Source organism: Mycobacterium sp. WMMD1722 (assembly GCF_049315205.1).
Lineage (GTDB): Bacteria > Actinomycetota > Actinomycetes > Mycobacteriales > Mycobacteriaceae > Mycobacterium.
In genome coordinates, this window is record NZ_CP186056.1 from 260,638 (window position 1) to 280,958 (window position 20,321).

Consider the following 20,321-nt stretch of genomic DNA (forward strand, 5'->3'; position numbering starts at 1 on the left):
CCCGGCTGTAAGGATTCTTGGCGGGGCCTTGGCGTCGGATCAGGAGCCGTCGAACGTGACGACGACCTTCACGTCGCCCTGCTCCGCGGTGAACGCCTCATGCGCCCGCGCCAGGGGCACCCGACGGGTGATCAGGCTGCCCAGCCAGTCCTTGTCGGCGTGCGCCAGAGCGTCCGCGGCCTGCCGGTAATGGCCGAGGTTGGCGTTCACCGAACCGACGACGGCATCGTTCTCCAACACCAGTTCACGGTTCACCGCCCCGGCGTCGATGCGCAGCCGCCGTCCTGCGGGGGAGACACCGGTCAGGCAGACGATGCCGTAGCGGGCGGTGTTGGCGATGGCGCCGAACACCACCGGAGCAGCGCCGGTCGCCTCCATCACCACATCGGGTTGCAATCGCTTGGCGACGTCGTCGATGTCGTCATGGTGATAGGTCGCGCCGAGGGCTGCCACGATGCCGGGTTTCGGACCGTCGGTGACCCGGTCGAGCACATGGGTGTCCAACCCCTGTTGGACGGCGAGCAGCGCGGCCAACAGTCCGACGGGGCCCGCGCCGGTGATCAGCGCCCGCTGCGGCTCGAAGTACGCGCGCTGGCCGACCCGGTGAATCTGTTCCCAGGCCTTGGCGACGATCGTCGTCGGTTCCATCAGCACACCGACCTCGGAGAGTTCGCGGTCGAGGGCGACGGCGTAGTGGGGCTCGACGGTCCAGCGCTGACTGCCGTATCCGTCGACCTCCTTGATACCGCGCTCGGTGTAGCGGCCGTTGCGGCACATGTCGAACTGGCCGCGGGCGCACGCCGGGCACGGGACGGGGTCGGGTCTGCGCACCACTCCGACCACGAGATCTCCGGCCGTGAATCCGCTGCCGTCCGGGGCGCTGACGACCCGGCCGAGGGACTCGTGCCCGAGCACCAGCGTGTCCCGGCCGGGCGGCGCCCAACCGTAGTCACCACCGGCGATCTCCTTGTCGGTGCCGCAGATGCCGATCGCCACCGCGTCTACCAGCAATTCGTCCGGATCGTGCTCGGGGTCGTCGACCTCGCCGACGGCCAATGTCCCGGTGTGCCCCGGCTGAACGGTCAGTGCCTGCATGCGTGCAGACTTACCGCGCGGGACTGGGCACAAACGGCAATTGTTGCTTCACAGCAACAATCCAGCGAATTGCGGGTCAGCGCAGGCAGTCCGCCGCCGCGATGACCTCGGCCTTCATGTTCTCCTCCATCATGCGCAGTGCCGCGGCACCGAGCTCGGCGTCGATGTGTGCGACCCCGTCGCGGGGGATGACCACCTGGAAGTGCCGGACGTAGGCATCGAGTGCGGTGTAGAGGATGCACTGCTCGGTGACCTGGCCGGTGATCACCAGACGCTCCGGTTGCAGCTGGTTCAGCAGATAGGCCAACGGCGACGCGTAGAACGCACTGTGGCGGACCTTGGTCATCAGCCGATAGCCGTGCTCGGGCGCGATGGGTTTGACGAGGTCGGGGCGGGCGCCGTTGAGCGCGGAGCGGACGATGTCGCTGAACTCCGCGGTGAAGTCGCCGTAGTTGTCATTGACGTAGATGAGGTCGACGTCATCGCGACCGCGCGCATCGGATACGAGCTTGGCGATGGGGTCGATGATCTCGGCGACGTTGGGTGTCAACTTGTCGGCATCGGGATGTTCGTACGTGTTCATCATGTCGACGACGAGGACGGCAGTCTTACTCATGGGGGCAGGCATACCCCGAACCGTTTGTGTCAACAATGTGGGCATGGATTTCTACTCGGCCTACCGGCACGGTTACGTGCGCGTCGCCGCGGTCACCCACACCACCGCCCTCGCCGACCCGGCGGGTAACGCCGAATCGGTGCTGGCGCTGGCCTGCGAATGCCACGACGACGGTGTCGGTCTCGCGGTGTTTCCGGAACTGACGCTGACCGGCTACTCGATCGAGGACGTCGTATTGCAGGACGCGCTTCTCGAGGCGGTCGAGGCGGCGCTGCTCGACATCGTCGCCGGCTCGGCGGACCTGCTGCCGGTGCTGGTGGTGGGCGCGCCGCTGCGCCACCGCAACCGGGTTTACAACACCGCCGTGGTGATTCATCGCGGACAGATCCTCGGGGTCGTGCCGAAGTCCTACATCCCCAACTACCGCGAGTTCTACGAGAAGCGTCAACTCGCTGCAGGCGACGACGAGCGCGGCGAGATCGTGGTGGGCGGCGGCGCCGGCATCGCGGCGCCGTTCGGTCCGGATCTGCTGTTCGCTGCCGCGGATCTGCCCGCGTTCGTGCTGCACGTCGAGATCTGCGAGGACATGTGGGTGCCGGTGCCGCCGAGCGCCGAGGCGGCGCTGGCCGGCGCGACCGTGCTGACCAATCTGTCCGGCAGCCCGATCACGATCGGCCGGGCCGAGGACCGGAATCTGATGGCCCGCTCGGCGTCGTCTCGGTGCCTGGCGGCATACGTGTACGCCGCAGCCGGGCAGGGTGAGTCGACCACCGATCTGGCCTGGGACGGGCAGACCATGATCTGGGAGAACGGGGTGTGCCTGGCGCAGTCAGAGCGGTTCCCGAAGGGGTCGCGGCGGTCGGTGGCCGACGTCGACGTCGAGATGTTGCGCAACGAACGAGTTCGTATGGGCACCTTCGACGACAACCGCCGCCATCACCTGATCGACGAGGACACGTTCCGCCGTATCGAGTTCACCCTCGACCCGCCGGGTGGGGATATCGGGCTGCGCCGCGAGATCGAACGGTTCCCGTTCGTGCCCGCAGATGAGGCCAGGCTCGAGCAGGACTGCTACGAGGCCTACAACATCCAGGTCGCCGGGCTCGAACAGCGGTTGCGTGCACTGGAGTTCCCCAAGATCGTGCTCGGTCTGTCGGGCGGCCTGGATTCCACCCACGCGCTGATCGTGGCGGCGCGGGCGATGGACCGCGAGGACCGCCCGCGCAGCGACATCCTGGCGTTCACGCTGCCGGGGTTCGCCACCGGCGAGCGGACCAAGGACAACGCGACCCGGCTCGCCGAGGCGCTGGGCGTCACCTTCGAGACCATCGACATCACCTCGACGGCCGAATTGATGCTGACGAACATGGACCACCCGTTCTCGCGCGGCGAGAAGGTCTACGACGTGACGTTCGAGAACGTCCAGGCCGGATTGCGCACCGACTATCTGTTCCGGCTGGCCAACCAGCGCCGCGGCATCGTGCTCGGCACCGGGGACCTCTCGGAGCTCGCGCTGGGCTGGTCGACCTACGGGGTGGGCGACCAGATGTCGCACTACAACGTCAACGGCGGTGTGCCCAAGACGCTGATCCAGCATCTGATTCGCTGGGTGATCTCGTCGAAGCAGTTCGACGACCGGGTCAACGAGGTGTTGCAGTCGGTGCTCGACACCGAGATCAGCCCCGAGTTGGTGCCCGCGGGTGAGGACGAGGAGATCCAGAGCAGCGAGGGCAAGGTGGGACCGTATGTCCTGCAGGATTTCTCGTTGTTCCAGGTGCTTCGCTACGGCTTCCGCCCGTCCAAGGTGGCGTTCATGGCCTACCACGCCTGGAGCGATGCCGAGCGCGGCGACTGGCCCGTCGACTATCCGCAGGACAACCGGCCGACCTATTCGCTCGAAGAGATCCGGCATTGGCTGCAGGTGTTCGCCCAGCGGTTCTATTCGTTCAGCCAGTTCAAGCGGTCGGCGCTACCCAACGGCCCTAAAGTGTCCGCAGGTGGCTCACTTTCGCCGCGCGGCGATTGGCGGGCGCCTTCGGACATGTCGGCACGGGTGTGGCTGGACGAGATCGAGAGGTGCGTACCCCGGGGCTGATGTGAGCGTGGCGCTTCGTCATAGCCGCCCGTCGATCCGCAGTTCGGGATGCACCCAGTTCGGGGAGCGCCGTTCCTTGAACGCCAGAAAGCCCTCGATCGATTCGGGGGCACCCAGACTGGCCTGCATGCCGATCCGGTCATAGAGGCCGATGTAGTCGTCGAGGCTGGACTTGATCACCGATCGAGCCCTCGGCGCGGTCCGGCAGCATTGCGCCAGAACGTCTTTCGCCGTCTCGATCAGCTCCTCGTGGGCTACCACACGCGCGATCAGACCCCAATCCAGAGCTTCCGTCGCGGACAGCGTGCGGCCGGTGAACATCAGATCGCGGGTCCGCACCGGACCGATCAACCGGGCCAGCATGTGGCTGTAATACGTATCGGCGATCCCGCGGTACAGCTCCGGAACGCGGAACGTCGCGCGCTCGCTGACCACCGCCATGTCGGCGCACAGCGCGATCTGCATCCCGCCGCCCTGGCACAGTCCGTTGACCGCGGCCACCACCGGTTTGACGGACTGGCGCAGTGTGTCGAAGGGCAGCGCGTCCATCCCCAGGGCTGCACCGAACGTCAGCCAGTTGTCCGCGCCGCCGCCGCCCATATCGCCGCCGGGGGCGAAGACGTCATCGGTGCCGGTGATCAACAACCCGGCCAGATCGGGATCGTTGTCGACGTGTTTGACCGCGTACTTGATGCCGAAGTACATCGCCGGGGTCATCGCGTTGCGCGCCTGCGGGCGATCGAGGGTGCACACACCGAAGGCGCCTTCGCGGGTGAAGCGAAGGAACTGGGTGCCCAGCCAGTCGCCCTCGGGTGGCCGGGGAGTGTGCTGTTCGGTCTGCTCTGACGTCACCGCTGTCCTCACTGTTGGTTGGCGTGTCGCCTCATCGCGTCGGCGATCGCCGCCGCGGTCGGTGCACAGTCGCCCGCGCCGTCGACGAGGGTGGCCAGGGCGCCGGCCACGCAGGCCCGTCGCAACGCCTCCTCGTGTCCCGCGGGCCACGACGCGGCCAGCACACCGGCGAATACGTCGCCGGCGCCGGTGCTGTCGACGGCGTTCACCGCCGGGGCCGGCACGTCGAAGCGTTCCTCGGCACCCAGATAGCTGGCGCCACGCGCGCCCCGGGTGATCACCAGGTGCGGCACCGGCCAGTGCCATTCGCCCGCTTCGGACTCGTTGACCACCACCACGTCGGCCACGTGCGACAGCGCCAGCAGATCGTGTGCAGCGGCGCCGGCCGGCGAGGCGTTGACGACGACCAGAGCGCCGGCGGCGCGGGCGGTGCGCGCCGCGTCGAGCGCGACGGGCAGCGGTATCTCCAGCTGCAGCAGCACGACGTCGGCGGCCGTGATGACCGCGCGCACCGGCTCGGATCCGACGTCGAGGTGGGCGTTCGCGCCGGCCGAGACCACGATGGTGTTCTCGGCGGCCGAGTCGACCACCACCACCGCCGTGCCGCTGGGGCCGGGCACCGTCGTCACCGCGGTGAGGTCGACGCCGTTGTCGGCCAGGTGGCGGCGCAGCTCCCCGGCGGCCGCGTCCTCGCCGACTGCGGCCACCAGGCATACCTGTGCGCCGGCTCGCGCGGCGGCCACGGCCTGATTGCCGCCCTTGCCGCCCGGAACCGCCGTCATCGACGTCGCCAGCACGGTCTGGCCGGGCCGGGGCAGCGACCGGACGCGGAACTGCAGATCGGCGTTGAGACTGCCCACCACGCAGACCCGCGTCGTCGCCATGAACCAACGCTAGACCAGCTGTGGATCCGCCGCGGGCGGACCCGCAGACCTCCGATACCCTGGGCTGATGAGTGTGCACGCCCCCGCAGCTGCCGATCTGCGTGCGCAGGTTCACGACGCCGCCCGCCGGGCCCGCGCCGCCTCGCGTTCGCTGGCGATCCTGTCGACCGATACCAAGAACCGGGCCCTGCGCGCGGCCGCCGACCGGATCCTGATGGACGCCCACATCATCATCGCCGCCAACGAGCAGGACATCGAGACCGCCCGCGCGGCGGGCACTCCGGCCGCGATGCTCGACCGCCTGGCGCTCAACCCGCAACGGATCGACGGGGTGGCCACCGGCCTGCGACAGGTCGCCGGGCTACCGGACCCGGTCGGTGAGGTGCTGCGCGGCAGCACTTTGGTCAACGGGCTGCAGCTGCGCCAGCAGCGGGTGCCCCTGGGTGTGGTGGGCATCGTCTACGAGGGCAGGCCCAACGTCACCGTCGACGCCTTCGGGCTGACGCTCAAATCCGGTAACGCGGTGCTGCTGCGTGGCAGTTCCTCGGCCGCCCAGTCCAACGCGGCGCTGGTCGATTCACTGCGCGCGGCACTGGTCGCCGAGGATCTCGACCCCGATGCCGTGCAGCTGCTGCCGAGCCACGACCGCGCCAGCGTCACCCATCTCATCCAGGCCAGGGGTCTGGTCGACGTGGTGATCCCCCGCGGCGGGGCCGGTCTGATCGACGCTGTGGTGCGCGACGCCCAGGTGCCCACCATCGAGACCGGTGTCGGCAACTGCCACGTCTACGTACATGCCGCGGCCGATCTGGAGGTGGCCGAGTCGATCCTGCTCAACGCCAAGACCCGCCGCCCCAGCGTCTGCAACGCCGCCGAGTCGGTGCTCATCGACGCCGCCATCGCCGAGCAGGCCGTGCCGCGGTTGACCAAGGCCCTGCAGGACGCCGGGGTGACCGTGCACGCCGACCCGTCGGAAGACGAGTTGCGCACGGAGTTCCTCTCGATGGACATCGCGCTGGCGGTGGTCGACGGCGTCGACGCCGCGATCGATCACGTCAACGAATACGGCTCCGGCCACACCGAGGCGATCGTGACGACGGATCTGGCTGCCGCGCAACGGTTCACCGAGCGGGTCGACGCCGCCGCGGTGATGGTCAACGCCTCGACGGCGTTCACCGACGGTGAGCAGTTCGGCTTCGGTGCCGAGATCGGCATCAGCACCCAGAAGCTGCATGCTCGCGGCCCGATGGGCCTGCCGGAATTGACCTCTACCAAGTGGATCGTGTGGGGCTCGCCTGTTACCGGCCACACCCGCCCCGCATAGATCGGAGACCCTAGCGTGAGCGTCCCCGCCCGCCCCGCCCCGCTGTTCGCCGACATCGACGATGTCTCGCGCCGGCTCGCCGAGACCGGCTACCTACCCGACACCGCGACGGCCACCGCCGTCTTTCTCGCCGATCGCCTCGGCAAACCCCTGCTGGTGGAGGGTCCGGCGGGCGTCGGCAAGACCGAACTGGCCCGCGCCGTCGCCCAGACCACCGGATCGGGGCTGGTGCGGCTGCAGTGCTACGAGGGTGTCGACGAGTCCCGCGCACTCTACGAGTGGAACCACGCCAAGCAGATCCTGCGCATCCAGGCCGGCGCGTCGGACTGGGACCAGACCAAGACCGACGTGTTCAGCGAGGAGTTCCTGCTGTCTCGGCCGCTGCTGACCGCCATCCGGCGCACCGAACCGACCGTGCTGCTGATCGACGAGACCGACAAAGCCGACATCGAGATCGAGGGTCTGCTGCTCGAGGTGCTGTCGGACTTCGCGGTGACGGTCCCCGAATTGGGCACCATCACCGCCGAGCGTCAGCCGTTCGTGCTGTTGACCTCGAACGCCACCCGGGAGCTGTCCGAGGCGCTCAAACGGCGGTGCCTGTTCCTGCACATCGACTTCCCTGACCCGGATCTGGAGCGGCGCATCCTGCTCTCGCGGGTGCCCGAACTGCCCGAGCATCTGGCCGCCGAACTGGTGCGGATCATCGGGGTGCTGCGCGGGATGCAGCTCAAGAAGGTGCCGTCGGTGGCCGAGACCATCGACTGGGGCCGCACGTTGCTCGCGCTGGGCATGGACACCATCGACGACGCGATGATCGCCGCGACGCTGGGGGTGGTGCTCAAGCACCAGTCCGACCAGCAGCGCGCTGCCGGCGAGCTGCGGTTGAACTGATGGCTGCCCGCCGGGTCCGACCGCCCCAGCCACTGGCGCCGCACGGCATTCCCGGACACCTGGTGGAGTTCGTCGAAGCGCTACGCGGACAGGGCATCTCGGTGGGCCCGTCGGAGACCGTCGACGCGGGACGGGTGATGTCGGTACTCGGCCTCGGCGATCGGGAGGCCTTACGCGAAGGTATCGCCTGCGCGGTGCTGCGCCGCCCGGATCACCGGGACACCTACGACACGCTGTTCGATCTGTTCTTCCCGGCGGCGATCGGCGGCAAGACGGTGCTGGTCGACGAGGATCCCGACGGACAGGACGACGACCAGGGGCTGCTGCCCGAGGACGTCGAAGCGATGCGGGAGGCATTGCTCGAGCTGCTCGACGACAACCCGGACCTGGCCGATCTCGACGCGCGGCTGACCGCGATGATCGCCCAGATCATCGAGACCTACGGCCGGTACGACTCCAGCCGGGGTCCGTCGTATTCGTCGTATCAGGCGCTCAAGGCGATGAACCTCGACGACCTGGAGGGCAGGCTGCTGGCCGGATTGCTCGCACCCTACGGCGACGAGCCCACCCCGACCCAGGAGCAGATCGCCAAAGCGATCGCCGCGCAACGCATCACCCAACTGCGCAAAATGGTCGAGGCCGAGACGAAGCGACGTACCGCCGAGCGTCTCGGCCGCGAACACGTCCAGATGTACGGCGTGCCCCAGCTGGCCGAGAACGTCGAATTCCTGCGCGCGTCCGGAGAACAGCTGCGCCAGATGCGCCGCGTCGTCGCACCGTTGGCCCGCACGCTGGCCACCCGGCTGGCCGCCCGGCGCCGCCGGTCCCGCGCCGGGGAGATCGATCTGCGCAAGACCCTGCGCAAGTCGATGTCGACCGGGGGAGTGCCGATCGACGTCGTGCTCAAGAAGCCGCATCCGGCCCGGCCGGAGCTCGTCGTGCTGTGCGACGTGTCGGGGTCGGTCGCCGGATTCAGCCACTTCACCCTGATGCTGGTTCACGCGCTGCGCCAACAGTTCTCGCGCGTGCGGGTCTTCGCCTTCATCGACACCACCGACGAGGTCACCGAACTTTTCGGACCCGACGCGGATCTGGCCGTCGCGGTGCAGCGGATCACCCGCGAGGCCGGGGTCTACACGCGCGACGGCCATTCGGACTACGGCAATGCCTTCGTCTCGTTCCTGCACAAGTATCCGACCGCGCTGTCGCCCCGCAGTTCGCTGCTGATTCTCGGCGATGCGCGCAACAACTACCGCAATCCCGAGACCGAACTGCTGGCCCGCATGGTCAATGCCAGCCGCCACGCGCACTGGCTCAATCCGGAACCGTTGCACTTGTGGGGCAGCGGCGATTCGGCGGTGCCGCGCTACACCGACATCATCACCATGCACGAATGCCGGTCGGCCAAACAGCTCGCCGGGGTGATCGACCAGCTGCTGCCGATCTAGCGACGGAGATCCCCCCGCGAGCAGACACGAAATCGCACGATGCGACGTCGAACAGTGCGATTTTGTGTCTGCTCGCGGGCGACTGTCAGGCGAACGACACCGTCACGTCGCCGCCGTCGGTGCGGGCGTCTGCCACCAAGGACCACGGCGCGCGGTACACCCGGCCCGGTGCGGCCGGCCACGCGGTGCGCACGGTCCCCAGCACGCGACCGTCCTGGGCCGCCTTCAGCTTGGGCATCCGCCGGTACTCGTCGACCCAGAACAGCAGATGCCCTCGGGCGGGCGTCCCGCCACCGGGAGAGATCAGCTGCGGGGCAACCCATCTGAAGGGTCCCTCGGTGCGGATGCGCACACCTGCCGGCGGCGTGGCCCGGTCGCTCAGCCAGCGGCGAACCGCCGCCCCGACGTGGCGGCCGTCGAGCGCGGCGCCGTCGGCGGTGTCCACCGGGTGCAGCAGATTGCCGACCGCGAACACGCCGGAGGCGCTGGTGCGCAGCGCGGCATCGACGGCCGGGCCGCGGGTAGCGGGGTCCATCGCCAGACCCGCGGTGCGGGCCAGTTCATGGTCAGGAATCCAGTCGCCGGTCAGCACGACAGTGTCACAGTCGATCCGGGTGCGCACCCCGGTGTCGAGGTTCTCGACGGTGGCGCTGTGCACGCGGCCCTTGCCATGAATTCCGACCAGCCGGGTGCGGGTCAGCACCGGTCCGGTCATCAGTGCCCGACCCGGGATGCGAAAAGCCGCATAGGCTTCCGAGCGCGGATAGGCGCTGACCATCGCAACGGGAACGCAACCCGCCTCGCGCAGCGTCAGCACTGCCGACCAGCTGACCAGTTCGGCCCCGACGATCAGCGCCCGGTCGCCGACCCGGGCGTGGTGCAGATGCACGAGATTCTGCAGTTGCCCGGTGGTGTAGATGCCGTCGGGGCGGTCGCCGGGAATCAGCCGGGCGGGCCGAGGCCGTTCCCGGGCGCCGGTGGCGAGTACGACCGCATCGGCAGTGACGCTGCGCAGGCCGCGCGGCGAGGTGATCTTCAGGCGACGTTCACCACTCCAGCCGGTCACCATCGCCTCGGTCTCGAGTTGCGCACCGGCGTCGCGTGCGCGGGCGGTGAGACGCCGCGCATAGTCCGGCCCGGACAGGAACCGCCGCAGATCGCGCAGACCGTAGCCGAGATGGTCGCTGTGCCGGGGGATTCCGCCGGTCTCGGCTTCGCGTTCGATGACCAGGACATCCCCGGTGACCTGGGGGGCGAGTTCGGCCGCGGCGGTCAGCCCGGACGGTCCGCCGCCCACGATCGCGACCGCCACGTGCTGTTCGTTCGTCATCGGACGGCCGCCACGGCAGCGCCGTTCTCGACGCCGCCGGATGCGAGCAACGCACGGGTGTGGGCGCCGCAGTAGAAGCCCTGGCAGCGGCCGTTCATCACCCGGGTGCGGCGGCGCAGGCCGTCCAGATCACCTGGTGGAATGGGGGATCGGAAGGTGTCGCGGATCTCGCCTGCGGTCACCCGCTCGCAGAAGCACACGATGCGCCCGTAGGCGGAGTCGGCTTCGATGCGAGCGGCGTCCTGATACGCGCGTAGGCCCGCCTCACCGATGTTGGGCATCCGTGGCGGAGCGGGCAACTCGGGGCGCGCCGTCAGGTCGAGCCCGGTACCGCCGAGCAGATCCATGACGTACTCGGCGATCGCCATGCCCGCGGTCAGGCCGGTCGACCGGATTCCGCCGACCAGGACGTAGCGCTGATCGTCGTCGACGTCGATGAGGTAGTCGTTCGAGTCGATGGCTGCGCGCAGACCGGCGTAGGTGGCGGTGACGTCCTCGTCGAACAACGTCGGCATCAGCGCGCGGCCCTTGGTGAGGAGGAAGTCGAAACCCGCTTCGCTGGTGCCGGTGGCGGTGCGGTCGGTCAGGTTCTCCGAGGTGGGGCCGACCATGACGTTGCCGTAGATGGTCGGGCTGACGAGCACACCCTTACCCCGCGACGACGGCACGGCGAGCACGATCAGCGGCACCATCGGCCTGGCCAGCTTGTCGAAGACCAGGAGCTCTCCGCGTCGCGGAGTGACGGTGAAGCGCTGGTGTCCGAACGCCGCGTCCAGCTGGTCGGCACCGAGACCGGCAGCGTTGACGATCCAACGCCCCCGCACCTCCCCGGCAGCCGTCGTCAACGTGGTGTAGTCGCTCCCCGGTTGTGCCGCAGTGACTTTTGCGCCGGTCAGCAGACGGGCTCCGCGCCGCACCGCGTCGGTGGCGAGCGCGAGGTTGGTCGTCCACGTGCAGATGATCGATTCCCCGGGCACGGTCAGACCGGCCAGGGCGCCGGGTCCCAGATCGGGGACGACCCGGTACACCCCGTCGGCATCGACGATCTCGCAGGCGGTGTACCCGTTGCGTTCGGCCTTGTCCTTCAGGCCGGGCAGCGCGTCGCGCTCCTCGTCGGTCCACGCGACCAGCAGGGCACCCGTGTACTCGACCGGGATGCCGGTCTGCTCGGCGTATTCACTGAGCAATGCGTAACCGCGTGCGACGAGGCGGGATTCGAGCGTTCCGGGGGTGGCGTCGAAGCCGGTGTGCAGCAGTGCGGTGTTGGCCTTGCTGGTGCCGTCGCCGACGTCGTTGCGGGCCTCGACCATGGTTACCGACAGCCGGGTGCCGGCCAGCACCCGGGCGATCGCGCTTCCCACGATGCCGGTGCCGACGACGACGACGTCGCTGATATCGGGGGCGGTCATGGTTGCGGTGTCTCCTTCGAGGTGAGCGTATGGCGGGCGGCGGTGTGCCATCGCGACAGGTGGTCGGCGGCCCGGTCCGCCGACCAGCGTGGCTCGTACGTGCGGTCGGGCGTCCACGTGCCCACCGCGTCGGCGGGTGACAGTGTGCCGTCGAGCGCCAGGCGAGCGCAGGCGGCCGCGCCGAGTGCGGTCGCGTGCAGCGACGGGTAGACCTCGACGGGAATCTGTCCGAGATCGGCCTGTGCCTGCATCAACACCGTCGAGCGGGTCAGTCCGCCGTCGACGCGCAAGCGGGTCAGCGGCTGCCCGAGGTCGGTGGCGACCAGCTCGGCCAGGGCGGCGATCTGCGCGGCGACGCCCTCGAGCAGCGCCCGCACCAGCTGGCCGCGGCCACTGGCCAGCGTCATCCCGGAGAACGACGCCGTGGCGGCTGAATCCCAGTACGGCGCAGCCAAACCCGCCAGCGCCGGGACGCACAGCACCCCGTCACTGGACTCGGCCGCAACGGTGTCGAGCTGATCGGCGGCCGGCACCAGACCCAACTCGATCGCCCAGCGCACCGCCGAGGCCGCCGTGTAGACCTGCCCGTCGACGCAGTAGGACGTCTGCTCCCGCAGCCGCCAGGCCACCGACGTCGTCAACCCCGTCGACGACAGCGCGGCCGTCGCCCCGAGCTGCGCCAGCAGAAACGCGCCGGTGCCGTAAGTGCACTTCGCCGCGCCCGGTTCCAGGCAGCTCTCGGCGAGCAGGGCGGCCTGCTGATCGACGATCAGCCCGGTCACCGGAATCGGCGGCCCGAAGACGTCGGTGGTGCCGACGATGTCGTCGCTGTCCACGATGTCGGGCAGGGTTTCGCCGGCCAGCCCGAACAGCCCCAGCAGTTCCTCGTCCCAGGCCATCCGATCCAGTGCCGTCAGCAGCGATCGGCTCGCGGTCGACGCGTCGGTGACGAACGCGCCGCACAGCCGGTGCACCAACCAGGTGTCGGTCGTGGTGACCACGCCGTCACCGGTGAGATTGCCGCGCAGCCACGCCATCTTGGGTGCGGAGAAGTAGGGGTCGAGGACCAGGCCGGTGCGCCGGGCGATGTGCTGCGCCGAGTCGGCCAGCGGTGCGCACACCGATTCGGCGCGGCGGTCCTGCCAGACGATTGCCGGGCTCAGCGGGCGGCCGGTGTCGCGGTCCCAGGCCAGCACCGTCTCGCCCTGGTTGGCCAGCGCCACCGCTGCGACGGGGACACCGGCGTGGGCCAACGCTTTCCGACCCGCCTCGACCACCGACCGCCACAGTGCCTTGGGGTCCTGTTCGACCGCTCCGTGGCCGAGGTACTGCGGTCGCAGCCCCACCTCGGCGACGGACACGACGGTGCCCCGTTCGTCGACGACGATCGCCTTCGTCCCCGACGTGCCCTGGTCGATCGCCAGCAGATACGTCATCAGTCCTTTGCAGCCTCACGGTCGAGTTCGGCGTCGATGGAGGTCATCTCGGGCATCGACAGGCTCTGCCGGCCGCGGGTGACCAGCAGGTAGCCGAGATACAGAGCACCCACCACCACCATCACGATGACGTATGCCCAGGCCTGTTTGAAGCTGGAATCGCGGAACAGCGCCAACTCGAACACCAGCCAGACCACCGCGACGACCACCACCGGCATCTCCCAGGCGCCCAGGTCGAACTTCCCGTTGGCCGGCAGCGTCTTGCGTTTGATCAGGTAGAGCACCACCGTCGCGGCGTACAGCACCGCGGGCAGCAGCGTCGCCGCGCTGAACAGCGTGAACAGCGCGGTCTCGGTCTGCGAGAAGATGGCCAGGATCAGCTGCGCGACAACGAAGTACAGCACCGCGGCCTTGAGCGGCGTGTGGAAACGAGGGGAGATCTGATTCCACTGCTGCCACCCGGGGAAGCGCTCGTCGCGCGACATGGCCCAGGTCAGCCGCACCCCGGTCATCATGATGACCAGGCCGCAGGCGAAGATCGCCAGCACCACCATGACGAGTAGCAGCGTCGCGGTCACCGACCCGAGCGTGGTGGCGATGACGTCGGCGATCGGAGTACCGGATTCGGCCAGTGCGATCGGGTCCCCGGCGGCCAGGGTGACGGCGACCAGGAACAGGAAGCCCAGGATCCCCGAGGCGAGCACGGCCTGGCACATCGCGCGGGGCACCACGCGTTCGGGGTCGTGGGTCTCCTCAGCGAGGTTGGCCGCCGATTCGAAGCCGACGATGGTGAACGCGCCGAGCAGGAAGCCCAGCATCCAGGGCCCGGCTGAGGTCAGGTCGCCGAAACTCCAATAGCCTTCCGCCGGCACGGCGCCGCGGCTGAACAGATTCGCGAAGTCCATGTCACCGCGGATGGCGGCGACCACGAGCAACAGCACCGTCAAGGCCACCATGCCGATCAGCTCGAGGGTGACGAAGCCGTTGTTCACCCGCTCGGCCCAGGGGGTGGACAGGGCGACCAGCAGGAACTGCGCCAGCAGGACCAGGGCGGTCACCACCCACGCGATGGTCGCGGTGCCCTCGTAGTGCAACAGGGCGGGCAGGATCGTCGAGGCGATCGTGTAGTCGACAGCGACCACGACGATGGCCAGGAAGGTGAACGAGATCCAGCCGATGATCCAACCCAGGACGGGGTTGGCCAGCCGCGACATCCACTGGTAGTGGTAGCCGGTCACCGGGATGCGTGAGGCCAGTGCCCCCAGCACGAACGCGACCGCCAACTGGCCCACGACCGCGATCGGCCAGGTCCAGATGCCGATCGGCCCGGAGGAGTTCAGCACCGAACCGTAGGTGGTGAAGATGCCCGTCGCGATCGAGACGAACGCGAAGGCCACCGCGAACGATGCGAATCGCCCGGTGCGCCGTTCGAGGGACTGCGAATAACCGAATTGAGCGAGCTCGGCGGCGTCGCCGCCGCGGGGCGATTCGGGACCGGACATCCATCCTCCAAGGTGGTATAGACCATGTGGTTGGACCAAAGCTAGGGTGTGGCGCACGTCATCGTCAACCCGGTAACGAGACGTTTACCTGTACGGCCGGTTGTCCTGGTCCGACCCGGGTCCTCCGGTGCTGGCTACGCTGACGGCATGCCGGCAGCCGATCCGCCCAGGCACCTCGCCATTGCGGCCCTGGTGCGGGACCGGATCATCACCGACCAGCTGGGGCCGCATACGCTGCTGCCGTCGGAACGCGAGCTGGCCGAACAGCACGGCGTCAGCCGGATGACCGCACGTCAGGCCTTGTCGCTGCTGGAGAGCGAAGGCGTGGTCTACCGCAAGCCCCCGCGGGGGACCTTCGTCGCCGAACCCCGGGTGCGATTCCACATCGGCAGCTTCTCCGAGGAGGTGTCGCGGCTCGGACGCCGTCCCGCGGCGCGGCTGCTGTGGGCCGAGGAGCAACACCCCACCCCGGCGGTGCGGCTGGCGCTCGATCTGGACGACGGCGCCTCGGTCCATGTGTTCCACCGGCTGCGCAGCGTCGACGACATTCCGTTCGCCCTCGAGACGACGTTTCTGCCCGCCCAGCTCACCCCGGGCATCCTCGATGTCCCCGAGGAGGGCTCCCTGTGGGCGGTGCTGCGCGAGCGCTACGGCGTAGCGCTCGCCCGGTCCACCGCGGTGCTCGAATCGATCGTCCTCGACGACGCCTCCAGCGCGCAGCTCGGCGTGCGTGCCGGCTCGGCGGGAACCCTGCTGACGCGGCGCACCGAGGACACGACGGGCCGCTGCGTGGAGTACGCGCGCGATGTCTACCGGGCCGATCGCGCCGCCTTCGAGGTCTCCGAACTGCTCACGGACGACCGCTCACCGGTCTGAGCGGGCTCGTGGCCTGCCGTAAGCTCGCTATTCGTGCATTCTCCACCTCGGCGGCTCGGCGTGATGGGCGGGACGTTCGACCCCGTCCACAACGGCCACCTGGTCGCCGCCAGCGAGGTGGCCGATCTCTTCGATCTCGACGAGGTCCTGTTCGTGCCGACCGGTCAGCCGTGGCAGAAGCACAACCGCTCGGTCACCGCCGCCGAGGACCGCTATCTGATGACCGTGATCGCCACGGCCGCCAACCCGCGGTTCTCGGTCAGCCGGGTCGACATCGACCGCGGCGGGCCGACGTACACCAAAGACACCCTGCGCGACCTGCGGGCCCTCAACCCCGATTCAGAGCTGTACTTCATCACCGGCGCCGACGCACTGGCCTCGATCCTGTCCTGGCAGAACTGGGAGGAGATGTTCTCCATCGCCCGCTTCGTCGGCGTCAGCCGGCCCGGTTACGAACTCGACGGCAAACACATCTCGGCGGCCATGCGGGAATTGCCGCCCGAGGCGTTGTCCCTCGTCGAAGTGCCCGCCCTGGCGATCTCGTCGAGCGACTGCCGTAAGCGGGCCGCCGAAGCCCGGCCGATCTGGTATCTGGTGCCCGACGGTGTCGTGCAGTACGTGACCAAGCGCAGGCTCTATCTCCCCGACCCGCCCGCATCACCCACCGAGGACGTACCGCTATGACTGCCTCCGACGAAGCCATCCAGATGTCGACGATCGCCGCCCGCGCGGCGGCCTCGAAACTTGCCGACGATGTGGTGGTGATCGACGTGTCCGGGCAATTGGTCATCACCGACTGCTTCGTGATCGCCTCGGCCTCCAACGAACGCCAGGTCAACGCCATCGTCGATGAGGTCGAGGAGAAGATGCGCCTGGCCGGGCACAAGCCCGCCCGGCGCGAGGGCACCCGGGAGGGCCGCTGGACCTTGCTCGACTACGTCGACATCGTCGTGCACATCCAGCATCAGGACGAACGCAACTTCTACGCACTCGACCGGCTGTGGCGCGACTGCCCGGTGGTGCCGGTGCATCTGGACGACCAGCCATGAGGGTCCGGCGGCTGGTGATGCTGCGGCACGGCCAGACCGAATACAACGCCGGACGCCGCATGCAGGGACAGCTCGACACCGAGTTGTCCGAACTCGGCCGGGCACAGGCTGTGGTCGCGGCCGAGGCGCTGGCCAAGCGACACCCCCTGGCCATCGTCTCCTCGGATCTGCGGCGAGCGCTCGACACCGCCGATGCGCTCGGCGAACGCGCCGGGATGCCGGTGGCCGTGGACAGCCGGCTGCGCGAGACCCACCTCGGTGAGTGGCAGGGCATGACGCACCTGGAGGTGGACGCCGTCGCGCCGGGAGCCCGCCTGGCCTGGCGCGACGATGCCCGCTGGGCGCCGCACGGCGGGGAGAGCCGGGTGGACGTCGCACGACGCAGCCGCCCGCTGGTCGCCGAACTGGTCGGCGCCCAGTCCGGCTGGGGCTCGGACGCCGACGGCGAGCCGGATCGCCCGGTGGTGCTGGTCGCACACGGCGGGTTGATCGCCGCGCTGACCGCCGATCTGCTGGGACTGCCGGTCGACAACTGGCCGGTGCTCGGCGGCATGGGTAATGCCAGCTGGGTTCAACTGTCCGGCCACGCGGGAGGCGACGACGGGGCCGACGACATGGCGCTCGACGGCATCCGATGGCGGTTGGACGTGTGGAACGCGTCCGCGCAGGTCGGCCATGACGTCCTCTGAACCGCGCCGGGAACATTCCCCCGGTCGCTCCGCTCCGGCCCGCCGGGAACATTCCCCCGGTCGCTCCGCTCCTGCCCGCCGGGCACTGCTCGTCTTCGCCGACTCCCTGGCCTACTACGGCCCGACCGGCGGCCTCCCGTCGGACGATCCGCGGATATGGCCGAATGTCGTTGCCGATCAACTCGGTTGGGATCTGGAGCTGATCGGGCGGATCGGCTGGACCTGCCGGGACGTGTGGTGGGCTGCGACGCAGGATCCCCGGGCCTGGGCGGCGCTGCCGCGCGCCGGCGCGGTGGTCTTCGCGACCGGGGGAATGGACTCCCTGCCCTCGCCGCTGCCGACGGCCCTGCGGGAGCTCATCCGCTACGTCCGTCCGCCGTGGCTGCGCCGCTGGGTGCGCGACGGGTACGGCTGGGTGCAACCTCGGCTGTCACCGATCGCGGCCTCCGCCCTGCCTCCCCACCTGAGCGCGGAGTACCTCGAGATGACCCGTGGCGCCATCGATTTCAATCGTCCCGGGATCCCGATCGTCGCGTCGCTGCCCTCGGTGCACATCGCCCAGACCTACGGCAAGGCTCACCACGGCCGACCCGCAACGGTGCGGGCGATCTCCGAATGGGCGGCGACGCAGCATGTTCCGTTGGTCGACCTCAAAGCGGCCGTCGCCGAACACGTGCTGGGCGGGCGTGGCAACCCCGACGGGATCCATTGGAATTTCGAGGCACACCAGGCGGTGGCGGCGTTGATGCTCGAGGCGCTGGCGAAAGCCGGTGTCCCCGAAGCACTCACCGAGGCCTGACCATGACGGTGATGGTGGTCACCGATGCCTCCTCGCGGCTGTCGCCCGAGGATCTCGAACGGTTCGGCATCCGGCAGGTGCCGCTGCACGTCCTGCTCGAGGACAGCGATCTGCGCGACGGTGTGGATGCGATACCCAACGACATCCACACCCGCGCCCAGGTCACCACCGCCGGATCCACGCCCGCCGAGCTGTCCGACGCCTACCGGCGCGCACTCGCCGACAGCGGCGGGGACGGCGTCGTGGCCGTTCACATCTCGGCGGCGTTGTCGAGCACCCTGAGCTCCGCGGTGGGCGCGGCGCGGGCATTCGGTTCGGCGGTGCGGGTGGTCAACTCCCGGTCCGCAGCCATGGGCGTCGGGTTCGTCGCCCTGGCCGCCGCCCGCTGCGCCGGCGAGGGAGCCGATCTCGACGCGGTCGAGGCCGGCGCACGGGCCGCCGTCGGGCGGGGACGGGCGTTCATCGTGGTACACCGACTGGACAATCTGCGCCGCGGCGGCCGGATCGGTACGACGGCCTCGTGGTTGGGCACTGCGCTGTCGCTCAAACCGCTGTTGCGGCTCGACGTGGACGGCAGACTGGTTCTCGCCCAACGTATCCGAACGACATCAAAGGCCCATACCGCGTTGGTGGACCAGGTGGTCGAGGTGATCGGCGAACGGCGGGCGGCGGTGGCCGTCCACCATGTCGACAACCACGATGTGGCCGATGCGCTCGGAGCCGCCCTCACCGAGCGGTTGCCGCAGCTGGAGACGCTCACCGTGACCGATATGGGACCCGTGCTGTCCATCCACCTCGGTGCCGGTGCGGTGGGTGTGGTGATCAGCCTCGCGCCGGAGAATTAACCGGCGCTGGCCGCTCGGCCCGTCACCGGTGGCAGGTCCTTGAGCGTCACGATGCCCGGCGGGGCGGCGACGACCGCGGGTACCGCGTTGGTGACCGGCATTGCCGTGTAGATCATGCCGAGCCCCATGAACCCCGGTTCGGTCCAGTCGCGCGGGGGCAGACAGTGCAGCACCGTGCGCATGTTGGGCAGCCCGAACACCTGGATGACGTGACCGTGTTCCAGCGGCTTGGGCGGGGTGACGTGGTCGCCCATCGTCCAGTTGAAGCCGACGCTGACGACGTTGCGGTCACCGACCCAGCCGCGGTGATAGCCGTACACGCCACCGACGGTGCCCGCGGGGATCTGCATGAAGCCCAGATCGGTGTCCCCGGTCGCCGTGGTGAACTCGACGTCGAAGGTCATCCGGTCGAGCTTCGCTCCGATCGCGTCGGCCATCATCGCCGCGGACTCGGCGAAGACCTCGCTCTCGCGCCGCACGCTCTCCGCCAGCCCGGGGGTGTCCGGGTCCTGCGAGAATCCCATCGCGGTCTGCGTGCCGGCCGACTCGTAGGTAGAGCAATCCACCGATTCGGTGATGCGGATCTCGTCGACGCGTTCACAGGCACCGGAGAGCACCATCCCCACCATATTTGTCATGCCGGGGTGGGCGCCGCTGCCGAAGATCGTTGAATTTCCTGTCGCACAAGCTTTCTCGATGCGGGCGATGTCCTCGGGTGATTGCTTGCCCCCGGTGATCCACGCCGCGCTGGAGCATACGTTGACCCCCGCCTCCAGCAGTTTGACCAGTTCGTCCACATCGGGCCACAGCGGGTTGTAACAGCAGGCGTCGGGCCGCAGCGCGAGCAGCGCGTCGATGTCGTTGGTGGCGGTGACGCCGGTGGGCTCGGGCCACCCCGCCAGGTCTGCCGCGTCGACTCCCACCTTGTCGGGCCCGTGGGCGTAGACCCCGGCCAGTTCCATGTCGTCGCGGCCGATGATCGCGTGCAGCGAGCGACGGCCGATGTTGCCGGTCGTCCACTGGATCACGCGTAGCGGGCGGGTCGTCGGTGCGGTCACAGGGTGGGCCTCCTCGTCGAGTCTGCGTGCGCAGTCGACACTAGGGGCTGCGCACCATCCACAGCGCCGTGTTCATCCACAAGCCGGTCCCGGAGGAGCGTCGACGCCGCGGATCTGACCGCG

Annotated in this window: 19 protein-coding genes; 10 read left to right on the forward strand and 9 right to left on the reverse strand. The window is 69.1% G+C overall.

Annotated features, from left to right (window positions below; all coding sequences use genetic code 11):
• Positions 1–39 precede the first annotated feature (39 nt).
• Together ACN27E_RS01225 and ACN27E_RS01230 are read right to left on the reverse strand one after the other, a co-directional pair.
• Positions 40–1,095: a glucose 1-dehydrogenase gene (locus ACN27E_RS01225; RefSeq protein WP_422746221.1), complete on the reverse strand. Its 1,056-nt coding sequence runs from the start codon at positions 1,093–1,095 to the stop codon at positions 40–42.
• 76 nt (positions 1,096–1,171) lie between these two features.
• Positions 1,172–1,711, reverse strand: a complete 540-nt coding sequence (locus tag ACN27E_RS01230) for a cysteine hydrolase family protein (protein ID WP_422746222.1) — start codon at positions 1,709–1,711, stop codon at positions 1,172–1,174.
• 43 nt (positions 1,712–1,754) lie between these two features.
• On the opposite strand from ACN27E_RS01230, the gene ACN27E_RS01235 reads away from it, so the two are divergent.
• Positions 1,755–3,806 carry an NAD(+) synthase gene (locus tag ACN27E_RS01235; RefSeq protein ID WP_422746223.1) on the forward strand — a complete coding sequence of 684 codons (2,052 nt, stop codon included), beginning with the start codon at positions 1,755–1,757 and terminating at the stop codon, positions 3,804–3,806.
• 18 nt (positions 3,807–3,824) lie between these two features.
• Here ACN27E_RS01235 and ACN27E_RS01240 read toward each other — a convergent pair whose 3' ends face one another.
• Together ACN27E_RS01240 and ACN27E_RS01245 are read right to left on the reverse strand one after the other, a co-directional pair.
• Entirely contained in the window at positions 3,825–4,658 is an 834-nt protein-coding gene (locus ACN27E_RS01240) for an enoyl-CoA hydratase/isomerase family protein (RefSeq protein ID WP_422746224.1), read from the reverse strand.
• Between the two features lie 8 nt (positions 4,659–4,666).
• Positions 4,667–5,542, reverse strand: coding sequence for a ribokinase (locus tag ACN27E_RS01245; protein WP_422746225.1), 876 nt, complete (start codon positions 5,540–5,542; stop codon positions 4,667–4,669).
• A gap of 67 nt (positions 5,543–5,609) precedes the next feature.
• Between ACN27E_RS01245 and ACN27E_RS01250 the strand changes: the two genes are divergently transcribed.
• From ACN27E_RS01250 to ACN27E_RS01260, 3 genes are read left to right on the forward strand one after another with little or no spacing between them, the layout of a single operon-like run.
• On the forward strand, positions 5,610–6,866 hold the full coding sequence (locus tag ACN27E_RS01250; protein ID WP_422746226.1) for a glutamate-5-semialdehyde dehydrogenase: 1,257 nt from the start codon (positions 5,610–5,612) through the stop codon (positions 6,864–6,866).
• A gap of 15 nt (positions 6,867–6,881) precedes the next feature.
• Entirely contained in the window at positions 6,882–7,757 is an 876-nt protein-coding gene (locus ACN27E_RS01255) for an AAA family ATPase (protein WP_422746227.1), read from the forward strand.
• Positions 7,757–9,205, forward strand: a complete 1,449-nt coding sequence (locus ACN27E_RS01260; protein ID WP_422746228.1) for a vWA domain-containing protein — start codon at positions 7,757–7,759, stop codon at positions 9,203–9,205. The genes ACN27E_RS01255 and ACN27E_RS01260 overlap by 1 nt, the downstream gene beginning before the upstream one ends.
• Before the next feature lie 85 nt (positions 9,206–9,290).
• Here ACN27E_RS01260 and ACN27E_RS01265 read toward each other — a convergent pair whose 3' ends face one another.
• The 4 genes from ACN27E_RS01265 to ACN27E_RS01280 are packed head-to-tail and all read right to left on the reverse strand — an operon-like array spanning position 9,291 to position 14,882.
• Positions 9,291–10,535, reverse strand: a complete 1,245-nt coding sequence (locus tag ACN27E_RS01265; RefSeq protein WP_422746229.1) for an NAD(P)/FAD-dependent oxidoreductase — start codon at positions 10,533–10,535, stop codon at positions 9,291–9,293.
• The gene (locus tag ACN27E_RS01270) at positions 10,532–11,944 is read right to left on the reverse strand and encodes an NAD(P)/FAD-dependent oxidoreductase (RefSeq protein ID WP_422746230.1); all 1,413 of its coding nucleotides are present in this window, start codon (positions 11,942–11,944) and stop codon (positions 10,532–10,534) included. Before ACN27E_RS01270 ends, ACN27E_RS01265 begins: the two co-directional genes overlap by 4 nt.
• Positions 11,941–13,380 (reverse strand): FGGY family carbohydrate kinase, encoded by a 1,440-nt coding sequence (locus tag ACN27E_RS01275; protein WP_422746231.1) that lies wholly within the window; start codon positions 13,378–13,380, stop codon positions 11,941–11,943. Before ACN27E_RS01275 ends, ACN27E_RS01270 begins: the two co-directional genes overlap by 4 nt.
• Positions 13,380–14,882: an amino acid permease gene (locus tag ACN27E_RS01280; protein WP_422746232.1), complete on the reverse strand. Its 1,503-nt coding sequence runs from the start codon at positions 14,880–14,882 to the stop codon at positions 13,380–13,382. Before ACN27E_RS01280 ends, ACN27E_RS01275 begins: the two co-directional genes overlap by 1 nt.
• A gap of 147 nt (positions 14,883–15,029) precedes the next feature.
• Between ACN27E_RS01280 and ACN27E_RS01285 the strand changes: the two genes are divergently transcribed.
• The 6 genes from ACN27E_RS01285 (at position 15,030) to ACN27E_RS01310 (ending at position 19,140) form a co-directional block, all read left to right on the forward strand.
• Positions 15,030–15,758: a GntR family transcriptional regulator gene (locus ACN27E_RS01285; protein WP_422746233.1), complete on the forward strand. Its 729-nt coding sequence runs from the start codon at positions 15,030–15,032 to the stop codon at positions 15,756–15,758.
• A gap of 63 nt (positions 15,759–15,821) precedes the next feature.
• On the forward strand, positions 15,822–16,442 hold the full coding sequence (nadD, locus tag ACN27E_RS01290) for a nicotinate-nucleotide adenylyltransferase (RefSeq protein WP_422750160.1): 621 nt from the start codon (positions 15,822–15,824) through the stop codon (positions 16,440–16,442).
• Entirely contained in the window at positions 16,439–16,807 is a 369-nt protein-coding gene (rsfS, locus tag ACN27E_RS01295; RefSeq protein WP_422746234.1) for a ribosome silencing factor, read from the forward strand. Before nadD ends, rsfS begins: the two co-directional genes overlap by 4 nt.
• Positions 16,804–17,496 carry a glucosyl-3-phosphoglycerate phosphatase gene (gpgP, locus tag ACN27E_RS01300; protein WP_422746235.1) on the forward strand — a complete coding sequence of 231 codons (693 nt, stop codon included), beginning with the start codon at positions 16,804–16,806 and terminating at the stop codon, positions 17,494–17,496. Before rsfS ends, gpgP begins: the two co-directional genes overlap by 4 nt.
• A complete protein-coding gene (octT, locus tag ACN27E_RS01305; RefSeq protein ID WP_422746236.1) occupies positions 17,483–18,295 on the forward strand; it encodes a diglucosylglycerate octanoyltransferase in 813 nt (270 codons plus the stop codon). Before gpgP ends, octT begins: the two co-directional genes overlap by 14 nt.
• Before the next feature lie 2 nt (positions 18,296–18,297).
• A complete protein-coding gene (locus ACN27E_RS01310; protein ID WP_422746237.1) occupies positions 18,298–19,140 on the forward strand; it encodes a DegV family protein in 843 nt (280 codons plus the stop codon).
• Here the strand turns inward: ACN27E_RS01310 and ACN27E_RS01315 are convergent.
• Positions 19,137–20,198 carry a dihydrodipicolinate reductase gene (locus ACN27E_RS01315; RefSeq protein WP_422746238.1) on the reverse strand — a complete coding sequence of 354 codons (1,062 nt, stop codon included), beginning with the start codon at positions 20,196–20,198 and terminating at the stop codon, positions 19,137–19,139. The genes ACN27E_RS01310 and ACN27E_RS01315 overlap by 4 nt on opposite strands.
• Positions 20,199–20,321: the final 123 nt, after the last annotated feature.

What these genes read in the sequence shown, in the direction of transcription:
- ACN27E_RS01225 (WP_422746221.1), bottom strand. Translation starts at nt 1,095, where the DNA reads ATGCAGGCACTGACCGTTCAGCCGGGGCACACCGGGACATTGGCCGTC.
- ACN27E_RS01230 (WP_422746222.1), bottom strand. Translation starts at nt 1,711, where the DNA reads ATGAGTAAGACTGCCGTCCTCGTCGTCGACATGATGAACACGTACGAA.
- ACN27E_RS01235 (WP_422746223.1), top strand. Translation starts at nt 1,755, where the DNA reads ATGGATTTCTACTCGGCCTACCGGCACGGTTACGTGCGCGTCGCCGCG.
- ACN27E_RS01245 (WP_422746225.1), bottom strand. Translation starts at nt 5,542, where the DNA reads ATGGCGACGACGCGGGTCTGCGTGGTGGGCAGTCTCAACGCCGATCTG.
- ACN27E_RS01250 (WP_422746226.1), top strand. Translation starts at nt 5,610, where the DNA reads ATGAGTGTGCACGCCCCCGCAGCTGCCGATCTGCGTGCGCAGGTTCAC.
- ACN27E_RS01260 (WP_422746228.1), top strand. Translation starts at nt 7,757, where the DNA reads ATGGCTGCCCGCCGGGTCCGACCGCCCCAGCCACTGGCGCCGCACGGC.
- ACN27E_RS01265 (WP_422746229.1), bottom strand. Translation starts at nt 10,535, where the DNA reads ATGACGAACGAACAGCACGTGGCGGTCGCGATCGTGGGCGGCGGACCG.
- ACN27E_RS01270 (WP_422746230.1), bottom strand. Translation starts at nt 11,944, where the DNA reads ATGACCGCCCCCGATATCAGCGACGTCGTCGTCGTCGGCACCGGCATC.
- ACN27E_RS01275 (WP_422746231.1), bottom strand. Translation starts at nt 13,380, where the DNA reads ATGACGTATCTGCTGGCGATCGACCAGGGCACGTCGGGGACGAAGGCG.
- ACN27E_RS01280 (WP_422746232.1), bottom strand. Translation starts at nt 14,882, where the DNA reads ATGTCCGGTCCCGAATCGCCCCGCGGCGGCGACGCCGCCGAGCTCGCT.
- ACN27E_RS01285 (WP_422746233.1), top strand. Translation starts at nt 15,030, where the DNA reads ATGCCGGCAGCCGATCCGCCCAGGCACCTCGCCATTGCGGCCCTGGTG.
- nadD (WP_422750160.1), top strand. Translation starts at nt 15,822, where the DNA reads ATGGGCGGGACGTTCGACCCCGTCCACAACGGCCACCTGGTCGCCGCC.
- rsfS (WP_422746234.1), top strand. Translation starts at nt 16,439, where the DNA reads ATGACTGCCTCCGACGAAGCCATCCAGATGTCGACGATCGCCGCCCGC.
- gpgP (WP_422746235.1), top strand. Translation starts at nt 16,804, where the DNA reads ATGAGGGTCCGGCGGCTGGTGATGCTGCGGCACGGCCAGACCGAATAC.
- octT (WP_422746236.1), top strand. Translation starts at nt 17,483, where the DNA reads ATGACGTCCTCTGAACCGCGCCGGGAACATTCCCCCGGTCGCTCCGCT.
- ACN27E_RS01310 (WP_422746237.1), top strand. Translation starts at nt 18,298, where the DNA reads ATGACGGTGATGGTGGTCACCGATGCCTCCTCGCGGCTGTCGCCCGAG.